At 71.5% G+C, this 10,987-nt stretch carries 12 protein-coding genes; 4 read left to right on the top strand and 8 right to left on the bottom strand.

Translation table 11 applies throughout. The annotated features are described in order from the left end of the window. On the top strand, positions 1–582 hold a 582-nt coding region (locus G3I40_RS04365), incomplete at its 5' end, for a universal stress protein (protein ID WP_164300822.1). A 9-nt stretch (positions 583–591) separates the two neighbouring features. On the opposite strand, the gene G3I40_RS04360 is transcribed toward G3I40_RS04365, so the two are convergent. The 4 genes from G3I40_RS04360 to G3I40_RS04345 all read right to left on the bottom strand — a co-directional run bounded on the left by G3I40_RS04360 (position 592) and on the right by G3I40_RS04345 (position 4,146). After that, positions 592–801 (bottom strand): ferredoxin, encoded by a 210-nt coding sequence (locus G3I40_RS04360; RefSeq protein WP_343244822.1) that lies wholly within the window; start codon positions 799–801, stop codon positions 592–594. Then, complete coding sequence (locus G3I40_RS04355) at positions 798–2,036, bottom strand: cytochrome P450 (RefSeq protein ID WP_164300821.1); 1,239 nt, start codon at positions 2,034–2,036, stop codon at positions 798–800. Before G3I40_RS04355 ends, G3I40_RS04360 begins: the two co-directional genes overlap by 4 nt. Positions 2,037–2,341: 305 nt before the next feature. Further along, positions 2,342–3,157 carry a family 1 encapsulin nanocompartment shell protein gene (locus G3I40_RS04350; RefSeq protein WP_164300820.1) on the bottom strand — a complete coding sequence of 272 codons (816 nt, stop codon included), beginning with the start codon at positions 3,155–3,157 and terminating at the stop codon, positions 2,342–2,344. Then, positions 3,154–4,146, bottom strand: coding sequence for a Dyp-type peroxidase (locus G3I40_RS04345; RefSeq protein WP_164300819.1), 993 nt, complete (start codon positions 4,144–4,146; stop codon positions 3,154–3,156). The genes G3I40_RS04350 and G3I40_RS04345 overlap by 4 nt, the downstream gene beginning before the upstream one ends. 306 nt (positions 4,147–4,452) lie before the next feature. On the opposite strand from G3I40_RS04345, the gene G3I40_RS04340 reads away from it, so the two are divergent. The 3 genes from G3I40_RS04340 (at position 4,453) to trpS (ending at position 8,110) form a co-directional block, all read left to right on the top strand. Next, on the top strand, positions 4,453–5,496 hold the full coding sequence (locus tag G3I40_RS04340) for an NAD(P)-dependent alcohol dehydrogenase (RefSeq protein ID WP_164300818.1): 1,044 nt from the start codon (positions 4,453–4,455) through the stop codon (positions 5,494–5,496). Positions 5,497–5,630: 134 nt separating this feature from the next. Beyond that, complete coding sequence (locus G3I40_RS04335; RefSeq protein ID WP_164300817.1) at positions 5,631–6,854, top strand: cytochrome P450; 1,224 nt, start codon at positions 5,631–5,633, stop codon at positions 6,852–6,854. 185 nt (positions 6,855–7,039) lie between these two features. After that, the gene (gene trpS, locus G3I40_RS04330; protein WP_164300816.1) at positions 7,040–8,110 is read left to right on the top strand and encodes a tryptophan--tRNA ligase; all 1,071 of its coding nucleotides are present in this window, start codon (positions 7,040–7,042) and stop codon (positions 8,108–8,110) included. A 42-nt stretch (positions 8,111–8,152) separates the two neighbouring features. Here trpS and G3I40_RS04325 read toward each other — a convergent pair whose 3' ends face one another. The 4 genes from G3I40_RS04325 to G3I40_RS04310 are packed head-to-tail and all read right to left on the bottom strand — an operon-like array spanning position 8,153 to position 10,782. Next, positions 8,153–9,412, bottom strand: coding sequence for a cytochrome P450 (locus G3I40_RS04325; protein WP_164300815.1), 1,260 nt, complete (start codon positions 9,410–9,412; stop codon positions 8,153–8,155). Beyond that, positions 9,409–10,026 (bottom strand): ATP/GTP-binding protein, encoded by a 618-nt coding sequence (locus tag G3I40_RS04320; RefSeq protein ID WP_164300814.1) that lies wholly within the window; start codon positions 10,024–10,026, stop codon positions 9,409–9,411. Before G3I40_RS04320 ends, G3I40_RS04325 begins: the two co-directional genes overlap by 4 nt. Next, a complete protein-coding gene (locus G3I40_RS04315) occupies positions 10,007–10,366 on the bottom strand; it encodes a DUF742 domain-containing protein (protein ID WP_164300813.1) in 360 nt (119 codons plus the stop codon). Before G3I40_RS04315 ends, G3I40_RS04320 begins: the two co-directional genes overlap by 20 nt. Next, the gene (locus tag G3I40_RS04310; protein WP_164300812.1) at positions 10,363–10,782 is read right to left on the bottom strand and encodes a roadblock/LC7 domain-containing protein; all 420 of its coding nucleotides are present in this window, start codon (positions 10,780–10,782) and stop codon (positions 10,363–10,365) included. The genes G3I40_RS04315 and G3I40_RS04310 overlap by 4 nt, the downstream gene beginning before the upstream one ends. Positions 10,783–10,987: the final 205 nt, after the last annotated feature.

Here is a 10,987-nt window from a genome sequence, read left to right as displayed (position 1 = left end):
GACGTGCTCGCCCTGGGCTCGCGCGGCCACGGCCCGCTGGTCGGATTCCTGATCGGTTCCGTCGGCCAGCAGGTCATCGCCCGGGCCGAGCGGCCCGTGGTGCTGGTGCGTGCGGACGACAGGGCCGCCGCGGAGGCGGCCGGGAACGACGTCGTGGTCGGCCAGGAGGGCGAACCCCAGGACAGCGCCCCCGCCCTGGAGTTCGCCTTCCGCACGGCGGCCGCCCGGGGCGCGACCGTGCGGGCGGTGCGCGCCTGGAGCCTGCCGCCGGTGTTCGCGTACAGCCCCGCCTCGCTGGAACTCCTCGACGAGTCCGGCGGCATGGAACCGTACGAGAAGAAGGCGCTGGGCGAGGCCCTCGCCCCGTGGCGCGAGCGCTATCCCGACGTGCCCGTCGTCGAGCACGTGGAGATCGGCAGCGCGGGACAGGTCCTGCTGTCGGTGGCTCCACGGGCCCAGCTCCTGGTCGTCGGCAGGCAGGCCCGCCGTACCGCCGTCGGGGCCCGGATCGGGTCCGTCGCCCACGCGGTGCTGCACCACGCGCCGTGCCCGGTGGCGGTGGTGCCGCAGCCGCAGGGGTGAGGCGGACGCTCAGCCGTCGGTGCGCAGCGACACCGCGCCCACCGGGCAGGCCCGCACCGCCTCCTTCACCAGCGGGTGCTCGCCGGCGGCCTCCGCGCGGCCGGGGAGCACCTCGCTGAAGCCGTCGTCGTCCTGCGTGAACACATCGGGCGCCGTCAGCGCGCACATTCCCGCGCCCACGCACCGCTCCTGGTCGACCTCCACCCGCACGGCGCTCACCACGTCACGGGCAGTTCGAGCATGCCCTGGATCGTGTCGCCGGGTTTGAACGGGATCTCCTCGGCGGGCGCCGCCAACCGCAGGCGCGGGAAACGCTCGAAGAGGGCGCTCAGCGCGATCTCCAGTTCGGCGCGGGCGAGGTTCTGGCCCAGGCACTGGTGGATGCCGAAGCCGAACGCGAGGTGGTGGCGCGCCGAGCGGTCCCAGTCGAGGGCCTCCGGCGCGGGGAACGCCTCCCCGTCCCGGTTGATGACCGAGGTGGAGAACACGACGCCCTCACCGGCCCGGATCGTCTGCCCGGCCACCTCGAAGTCCTCGGTCGCCACCCGCAGCAGACCGTCCGCGATCGACAGGTACCTGAGCAGTTCCTCCACGACGACGGCCATGGTCGTCTCCCCGGCCCGCAGCGCCGCGAGCTGGTCGGGATGCCGCAGCAGCGTGAACGTACCGAGCGAGATCATGTTCGCCGTCGTCTCGTGCCCGGCGACGAGCAGGATCACCGCGAAGGAGACCAGTTCCTCACGGCTGAGCGGCCCGTCCGCGGACTCCCGGTGGATCAGCTCGTCGAGCAGCCCGTCGCCCGGATCCTTCCGCTTGCGGTCGATCAACTCGCCCAGGTAACCCTCCAGTTCGACCCGGGCCCGCTCCACGTCGGAGGCCGCGGGCCCGCGCAGCAGCCGTCGGGACTGTCCCTCGAAGAACTCGTGGTCCGCGTACGGCACGCCCAGCAGCGCACAGATCACCATCGACGGCACCGGCAGCGCGAACGCCCCGACGAGCTCGGCCGGCCGCCCCTGCCGCTCCATCGCGTCGAGGAGGTGGTCCACGGTCTCCTGTATCCGCGGGCGCAGCGCGGCGATGCGCTTCAGGGAGAAGCTCGGGATCAGCATGCGGCGCTGGGTGTTGTGCTCGGGGTCGTCGAAGCCGAGCAGTGCCACGCGCCGCTTCTGCGCGCTCGCGAACCGTTCGGTGGGGGCGGGGAAGTCGTCCCGCTCCCGGTTGCTGGACAGCCGGGCGTCGGTGAGCAGCTCGCGGGCCAGCGTGTGGCCGGTGACCGCCCAGACGGGGCGGCCGTCGTAGAACGTGACGCGGCCCAGCGGCCCCGCTTCGCGCAGCGGCTCGTAGGCGGCGGGCGGCTGGTAGGGGCAGCCGCGGTCCTGCGGGAAGGAGATGGCGGGGGGCGTGGGGGTGGGGTGAAGGTCCTGGCGGGCCGGTTCCGTCGTGGATTCCGTCATGGATCGGATCGCCTCGCAGTGCTCGTCGCGTGCGCGGAGCCGGTCGTTCCGCGCTCCTTCGTCATTGGATGCCCCCAGCACCTATGCGGTCGACAAGAAGACCGGCCAGTTCGTATGGACGGGGTACTTGGCCGGGGGTTTTCGTACACGTTCGAGTGGCGGGACGTCCGCTCAGCTCGGGCGGCATCGGCGCACGGCCGCCACCGGCGGAGCGGATGGCGACGCGGCCGGAAAGGATCGTCGCAGCGACCGGAATCGTGCCGTCCGTGACCGGCGCCGCTGCGTCCCCCTACGGTGCGCGGCGCTCAGGCCCGCAGGGCGACCACGGCCTCGTCCGTGTACGGCAGGAACGTCAGCGTCTGGTGGAAGTAGAGCTCGATGCTGCTCGCGTCGTGCGTCGAGTAGCCGATCGCCAGGTCCTGGCCGAGCCGCAGCTCGAAGTCGCCGCCGCGCGTGGACAGGACGAACGCGCCGTTCAGCGCAGGGGCCCAGATCAGCTCGCCGTCGAGGATGCGGCTCAGGTGGTTGGCGATCGGGTAGCCGTGGTCGGACGTCTCGCTGACCGCCGTGTACGCGTCGGCCCCGAGGAGCAGCGCGTACGGTCCGTCCACGCCCGCCAGCCGCAGCGCGGTCAGGGCGCGGCTGAGGGTGTCGGGGTAGTCGCGCGGCTCGGCGGGCAGGCTCAGGACCGGGTTCGAGGTGCGCTCGCGCAGCCCGGCGATGCCGCCTGCCGCGTACCCGTCGAAGATGGCCTGGTCCTCGGCGAACGCCATGGCGCGCGCCGCGTCCTTCACCGGCTGCCAGTCGGAGTCGAGCGACCCGCGCTCCACGTCGTCGACCGCCTCGCGGCTCACCGTGAAGGGGACCTTCAGCTCGACCAGGGGCTGCACCCCGCGCAGCCGTGCCGTCACGCCGGGCGCGGGCGGCGTGACGTCCGCGAGATGGCCGGTGCCGACGGCGGCGAGCTCGGGGCCGTCGGGGCCGGTGACGTCCACGACCCGGCGGCCCGCCACGTGGCGCTGGAACGTACGCCGCGCCTCCTCCTCGATCTCGGCCCACGCGGCGGGGGTGATCGGCGCGAGTTCGCGGTGCAGGTTGGTGTTCGGTGCGGGGGTGCTCATGGGCTCAAGGCTCCTTTGAGGCTGCCGATGCCCAGCGAGCCGACGCTGACGTCGGCGGCGGGCGCGGGGTCGGGCAGGTCGTCGAGGAAGTCGGCGCTCGGCACGTGGAAGAGACACCCCGTGACCGCCGTCGAGAAGTCGAGGATCCGGTCGTGGGTGCCGGGCGGGTCGCCGAGGAACATGTTGCGCAGCATCCGCTCGGTGACGTCGGGCGTGCGCGCGTAGCCGATGAAGTACGTGCCGAACTCGCCGCGCCCGAGGCTGCCGAACGGCATGTTCTCGCGCAGGATCTTCCGCTCGGTGCCGTCCTCGTCGACGATCGTGTTCAGCGCGACGTGCGAGTTCGCGGGTTTGACGTCGTCGGCCAGTTCGACGTTCGCCGTCTTGGTGCGCCCGATGACCTTCTCCTGCTCGTCGGACGGCAGCGCCTCCCAGGCCGCCATGTCGTGCAGGTACTTCTGCACGATGACGTAGCTGCCGCCCGCGAAGTCCGGGTCCTCGTCACCGATCAGCACCGCGGCCGAGGCTGCCCCGCCCGTCGGGTTCTCGCTGCCGTCCACGAAACCGAGCAGGTCGCGCTCGTCGAAGTACTTGAATCCGTGCACCTCGTCCACGACGGTGGCGGCCGCGCCCAGCCGGTCCACGATCAGCCTGGCGAGCTCGAAGCAGAGGTCCATGCGCCGGGCCCGGAGGTGGAAGAGCAGATCGCCCGGGGTGGCCGGAGCCAGGTGGCGGGGGCCCGCGAGCGCCTGGAAGGGGTGCAGCCCGCGCGGCCGGGGCCCGTCGAAGAGGCGGTCCCAGGCCGTCGAGCCGATGCCCGTGATGCAGGTGAGGGTGTCGTCGGGGGAGCGGAAGGCGACGGAGCGCTCGAGGCCGGAGAGGTCTTCGAGCGTCTCGCGCACCGTGTTCTCGCCGCCGGGCGCGATGGTGACCACGAGGAAGACGGCGGCCTTCGCGGGCGGGATGAGCAGGGACTGCGGTTCGGCCACGAGTTCTCCCGTCGAGGAGGCGGAACCTTTCTGGCCTTTGTCACCTTATGGGCAGCTATGGAAGGCGGCATGTGCGCCTGTTGTGGTGGTGTGTCCCACCTCACCCACCCCGATGCGGGTGGGGGTGCGCAGCACGGTTGGTTCGCTGTTAAACTTTGAACCAAGGCCCCGACCGTTCTCCCCCGTACGGTCGGGGTCCTTTTTTGTCCCGTGACGCATGTCCCATCGAGACATGTGTCCCATTGAGACGCGATGGGGTTACGGTGGAGGAGCGGGGGTCGGCGAGAGCGACGAAGGAGTCGAGCCATGAAGGCACTTCAGTACCGGACCGTCGGGTCCGCACCCGAGGTCGTCACCGTCCCCGATCCGGAGCCCGGCCCGGGGCAGGTCCTCCTGAAGGTCACCGCCGCCGGCGTCTGCCACTCCGACATCGCGGTCATGAGCTGGCCCGCGGAGAGCTTCCCGTACGAGCTGCCGCTCACCCTCGGTCATGAGGGCGTCGGTACCGTCGCCGCCCTCGGCGCGGGCGTGAGCGGCCTGGAGGAGGGCGACTCCGTCGCCGTCTACGGCCCCTGGGGCTGCGGCACCTGCGCCAACTGCGCGCAGGGCAAGGAGAACTACTGCCTGCGTGCCGACGAGCTCGGCATCCGCCCGCCCGGCCTCGGCGCCCCCGGCTCCATGGCCGAGTACCTGCTCGTCGACGACCCGCGCCACCTCGTGCCGATCGACGGACTCGACCCGGTCGCCACCGTCCCGCTGACCGACGCCGGCCTCACTCCGTACCACGCGATCAAGCGCTCGCTGCCCAAGCTCGTGCCCGGCTCGACCGCCGTCGTCATCGGCACCGGCGGGCTCGGGCACGTGGCCATCCAGCTGCTGCGCGCCATGACCGCCGCCGCCCGCGTCATCGCCCTCGACGTCACCGAGGACAAGCTCGCCCTCGCCCGCACCGTCGGTGCGCACGAGGCCGTCCTGTCGAACGCCGAGGCCGCCGCGAAGGTGCGCGAGCTCACCGGCGGGCGCGGTGCACAGGCCGTCTTCGACTTCGTCGGCGTCCAGCCCACCGTCGAGACCGCGGGCGCGGTCGCCGCGATCGAGGGGGACGTGACCCTCGTCGGCATCGGCGGCGGCACGCTGCCGGTCGGCTTCGGCGCGACGAACTTCGAGGTCAGCGTCACCGCCCCGTACTGGGGAAGCCGCGGCGAGCTGATCGAGGTGCTCGACCTCGCGCGGGCCGGTGCCGTCTCCGTGCACACCGAGACCTTCTCGCTGGACGAGGCTCCCAAGGCGTACCAGCTGCTGCACGACGGCAAGATCAACGGCCGCGCGGTCATCCTCCCCAACGGCTGAGACCGGCCCCGTAGAGACTGTTTTCGGCCACCTGATTGGTGCAGCCCTCAACTGTCGGCGTGGAGGGGGCTGTTCCGGGTGACGGGTGATCAATAGCCTGAGGCACAACGCCCGTCACCCACTCAGGGAGCTCCATGTCCACCGCGCAGATCCCCGACATCCTGTCGCCGGAGTTCGCCGCGAACCCCTACCCCGTCTACCGCGCGATGCGTGAATCCGCGCCCCTCGTCTGGCACGAGGGCATGCAGAGCTGGATCGTCTCGCGGTACGCCGATGTGGAACGCGTCTTCAAGGACAAGGAGGCGCAGTTCACCACGGACAACTACAACTGGCAGATCGAACCCGTGCACGGGAAGACGATCCTGCAGATGAGCGGCCGCGAGCACTCGGTGCGGCGGGCGCTGGTCGCCCCGGCCTTCCGCGGCAGCGACCTCCAGGAGAAGTTCCTCCCCGTCATAGAGAGCAACTCCCGCGACCTCATAGACCAGTTCCGGACCACCGGCTCCGCCGACCTCGTGCACGACTACGCCACCCGGTTCCCGGTCAACGTCATCGCCGACATGCTCGGCCTCGACAAGGCAGACCACACCCGCTTCCACGGCTGGTACACCGCCGTCATCGCCTTCCTCGGCAACCTGGCGGGCGACCCCGAGGTCGCCGCGGCGGGGGAGCGCACCCGCGTCGAGTTCGCCGAGTACATGATCCCGATCATCCGGGCCCGCCGGGAGAACCTCGGCGACGACCTGCTGTCCACCCTGTGCGCCGCCGAGGTCGACGGCGTACGCATGAACGACGAGGACATCAAGGCGTTCTGCAGCCTGCTGCTCGCCGCCGGCGGCGAGACCACCGACAAGGCCATCGCCAGCATCTTCGCCAACCTGCTGATGCATCCCGAGCAGTTGGCGGCCGTGCGCGAGGACCGCTCGCTGATCCCGCGGGCCTTCGCCGAGACGCTGCGCTTCACCCCGCCCGTCCACATGATCATGCGGCAGTCCGCGGTCGACGTGGAGGTCACCGGCGGGACGATCCCCGCGGGTGCCACGGTCACCTGCCTGATCGGCGCCGCCAACCGGGACGAGAACCGGTACAAGGACCCCGACCGCTTCGACCTGTTCCGCGAGGACCTGACCGCCACGACGGCGTTCTCGGCCGCCGCCGACCACCTGGCCTTCGCCCTCGGCCGGCACTTCTGCGTCGGGGCGCTGCTCGCCAAGGCGGAAGTGGAGACCGGGGTGAACCAGCTGCTCGACGCGATGCCCGACGTGCGGTTCGCGGACGGATTCGACCCCGTCGAGCAGGGCGTGTTCACCCGGGGGCCGCAGACGCTGCCCGTCCGCTTCACGCCGCTCGCGGCCTGACCTGCGGCGGCTCCCCGGTGTAGCATCGTCGTATGCAGCGTTTCTCGTGTCTGAGCTGGTGGCGCCTCACTTAGAGGCGGCCGCAGCCATGCACGAACAAGGGCCGTCCCCGGACGGCCCTTTTCTCTGTCTTCCCCCGGAAGCCGGGCCGTCCCCAGGGCGCCCGTGACCTTTCGGGAGAGACCATGACCACCACCGTCGACACCCTCGGTGCCTCCGTGGCGCAGCACCGCAGCGCCGAACTGGAGCAGCTGATCCGCACGGAACCCGGACGGTTCCGGGTGCTGACCGGCGACCGGCCCACCGGACGCCTCCATCTCGGCCACTACTTCGGCACCCTGCACAACCGCGTCAGACTCCAGGACCTCGGCGTCGAGACGTTCGTGCTCATCGCCGACTACCAAGTACTGACCGACCGGGACGTCGCGGAGAACCTCAGCGAGTACGTCGAGGAGCTGATCCTGGACCACCTGGCGATCGGCATCGACCCGGAGCGGTCCACGGTCTTCGCGCACAGCGCGGTACCCGCACTCAACCAGCTGCTGCTGCCGTTCCTCAGCCTCGTCTCGGTCGCCGAGCTGAACCGCAACCCCACGGTGAAGGACGAGATCGCCCACTCCCGGCAGTCGGCCGTCAGCGGACTGATGTTCACCTACCCCGTCCACCAGGCCGCCGACATCCTCTTCTGCAAGGCGAACCTGGTGCCGGTGGGGCAGGACCAGCTGCCCCACCTGGAGATCACCCGCACCGTCGCCCGCCGCTTCAACGAGCGCTACGGCAACGGAACGCCGGTCTTCCCGCAACCCGACGCGCTGCTGTCCGAGGCGCCCCTGCTGCTCGGCACCGACGGCGCGAAGATGAGCAAGAGCCGTGGCAACGCCCTCGCGCTGTCCGCCACGGCCGACGAGACCGCCCGACGGATCCGCGGCGCGAGGACCGACGCCGAGCGCCACATCACGTACGACCCCGAACGGCGGCCCGAGGTCTCCTCGCTCGTCCTGCTGGCGGCCCTGTGCGAGGGCGGCGACCCCCGGCAGGTGGCGGACGAGCTCGGCGACGGGGGCGGAGCCGCCCTCAAGCGGCGCGTCACCGAGGCCGTCAACGAACGCTTCGCACCGATCCGCGCCCGCCGCGCCGCCTACGCGCAGGACCGCCGCCTGGTCCGGGACGTCCTGCGGGCCGGGAACGAGCGCGCGAACGCGATCGCCGACGCCACCCTCAAGGACGTACGCGCCGCCATGCACGCCGACTACTGAAGGGCGCCCACCCGTGGTGCCGGCCCCTCACCGCACCGGGAATCACTGCACCACGGGTGTGAAGCTCACCGGCAGCGAGGTCAGACCGCGCATCCAGATCGACGGCCGCCACGTCAGCTCCCGCGGGTCCACGGACAGGACGATGTCCGGCAACCGGTCGAGCAGCGTCTCCACCGCCGTGCGCGCGATCACATCGGCCAGCAGCGGGGCGGGGTAGGGGCAGCGGTGCTCGCCGTTGCTGAACGACAGGTGCGCCGCGTTCTCCGCGCCGACGTGGGACTCCGGCCAGATCTGCGGGTCCGTGTTCGCCGCCGCGAGCCCGAGCACCAGACAGTCGCCCGCGCGGATCTGCCGGCCGCCCAGCTGGATGTCGCGCGCCGCCCAGCGGCCGATGAAGTTCTGCGTCGGCGTGTCCAGCCACAGCACCTCGTTCAGCGCCTCACCGACGCTGAGGCGCCCGCCCGAGACGTTCAGGGCGAACCGCTCGTCCGTCAGCAGGAGCCGCAGGGTGTTGCAGATCCAGTTCGCCGTAGGCTGCTGGGCCGCGGCGATCACGGAGATCAGGTCCTGGACGATCTCCTCGTCGGTCAGACCCGCCTCGTCCTGGATCATCCGCGAGGTGACGTCGGCGCCGGGACGCTCCCGCTTCTCCTTGACGAGGTTCTGGATCCGCTCGCCGACGCGCACGTACGCGGCGACCGGATCGTCGCCCTCGGCCGCGTCCAGCGAGATCCGCAGATCGTCCACCAGGTCCTGGGTGTCCGAGCCCGCGTGCGGCATCCCGCACATCTGCACCGCGGCCACCATCGGCAGGGCGTGCGCGTACGCGTCCATCAGCTCGGCCTGGCCGCTGCCGGCGAACGCGGAGATCAGACGGTCGGCGATCTGCGCGCAGTCCCGGGCCAGTTCGAACTGGTCGACCTGCTCGAGGGCGTGCGTGATGACCCCCGCGCGCCGCTGGTGCTCCGCCCCTTCCGTGAACAGCACCGAGGGCTGATAGCCGACGAACGGCATCAGCGGCCAGTCCTCGGGGATGTGCTCCCACTGGTTCCAGCGCCGCGAGTCCCGGGCGAACAGCTCGTCGTGCGCGGTCACGTAGCTGACCTCGGAGTAGCCGAGCACCAGCCACGCGGGCACGCCGCCGTCGAGCAGCACGGGCGCGACCGGCCCGTGCTCCCGGCGCAGCGAGCGGTACAGCTGGGAGGGCGTCTGCTGGTACTCCAGGCCACTGAGCGGGACCGCCCCGTCGTGCGCGGGGCAGCCTGCCGGTGGGCCTGAGGGAGCGGGGGTCTGCTGCGTCACGGTGTCGTCTCCTGGGCCATGGCCAGTGCGTAGAGGTGGTCCACGAGGGTGATGAGCACGTCCTTGCCCGACGATCGGACGCGGGCGTCGCAGTCGACCATCGGCACGTGCTCGGGCAGTGCGAGGGCTTGGCGGATCTCGTCGAGGGAGTGCCGCACGGGCTCGTCGTCGAACCGGTTGACCGCCACCACGAAGGGGGTGCCGTGGTGTTCGAGGCGGTCGATCGCGTACCACGAGTCGTCCATGCGGCGGGTGTCGACGAGGACGACCGCGCCGAGCGTCCCGGAGAACAGCCGGTCCCACAGGAACCAGAACCGCTCCTGCCCCGGCGCCCCGAACAGGTACAGCACCATGCGGTCGTTGAGGCTGATGCGGCCGAAGTCGAAGGCGACGGTGGTGGTGGTCTTCGCCGCCACACCCGTCGTCTCGTCGACGCCGACGCCGGCCTGCGTCATCACCTCTTCGGTGTTGAGCGGCCGGATCTCGCTCACCGAGCGGACGAGCGTGGTCTTGCCGACCCCGAACCCGCCGACCACGACGATCTTCAGGCCGGTGTCCGCGAGGGCACCGAGCGGTGTGCGGTGCGCGGGCAGTTCAGAGGTTGCGGAGCCCATGGAGCACCTCCTTGAGAAGGGCGGAATCGGGGAGTGCCGCGACGGCCTCCGCGGCACGCGGATGACGGGCGGTGACCTTGCCGCCGGCCAGCAGGTCGCCGAGCAGGATCCGTACGACGGTGATCGGCATCCTCAGCTCGGCGGCGATCTCCACGACGGCCGTCGGAGCCCGGCACAGCTCGAGGATGCGTACGTGTTCGGACTGCATCCCGGCGACCGGCTCGCACTCGCTGACCACCAGCGTCACCAGGTCGAACGAGGCGTCGTCGGCGCGACTGCGGCCCCCGGTGACCGTGTAGAGCCGGTCCGGGGCGCCGGTGTCCACCGGCCGGCGCGTCACGAGGCGCCGCTCCCCGTGGCGGATCCGCGCGGTTCCGCCCGCAGGTGCTCGCCGATCTGCTCGACGAGCTCCGTCATCTGGTGGCCGACCACGCCCGGGTCGGCGTCCTCGGCGGCGACGACCGCGAGGTGGGCGCCCTCGCCCGCGTCCACGATGAACAGCAGCCCGCCGTGGAACTCGGTCATCGAGTGCCGTACGCCGCCGCTGCCGTCCCCGAACTCCACCGACGCGCCCTGGGCGAGCGCCTGGATGCCGGAGCAGATCGCCGCCAGCTGATCGGCCTGGTCGAGAGTCAAGTGCTCGCTCCAGCACAGCTTCAGGCCGTCCCGGGACAGGACGAGGGCGTGCCGGGTGCCGGGGGTGCGCTCCAGCAGGCTCTCCAGGAGCCAGGTCAGGCTGGTGTCAGTGGTCTGCATGGCGGGGTCGGGCGGAACCGCGTCCGGCGTTGCCGGACACCGCCCGTGCCTCCAATCTCACGGTGTAGAGCGGGGGTTGAGGGTCCTCGGGTGCCGATGCCTATGCGGGCCGGTCGCCGTCCTTGGCCTTGCGGGCGCGGTGGAAGGCGCCGAAGCGGGCGCCCGCGTCCCGGGCCGGCTGAGCGGCGGTGTCGGTGGCGGGGGC

Origin of the sequence: Streptomyces sp. SID14478 (assembly GCF_010548525.1) — a bacterium.
Taxonomy (GTDB): domain Bacteria; phylum Actinomycetota; class Actinomycetes; order Streptomycetales; family Streptomycetaceae; genus Streptomyces.
Note: the sequence above shows the minus strand (reverse complement) of the source record. Positions and strands in the feature narration are given on the sequence as shown.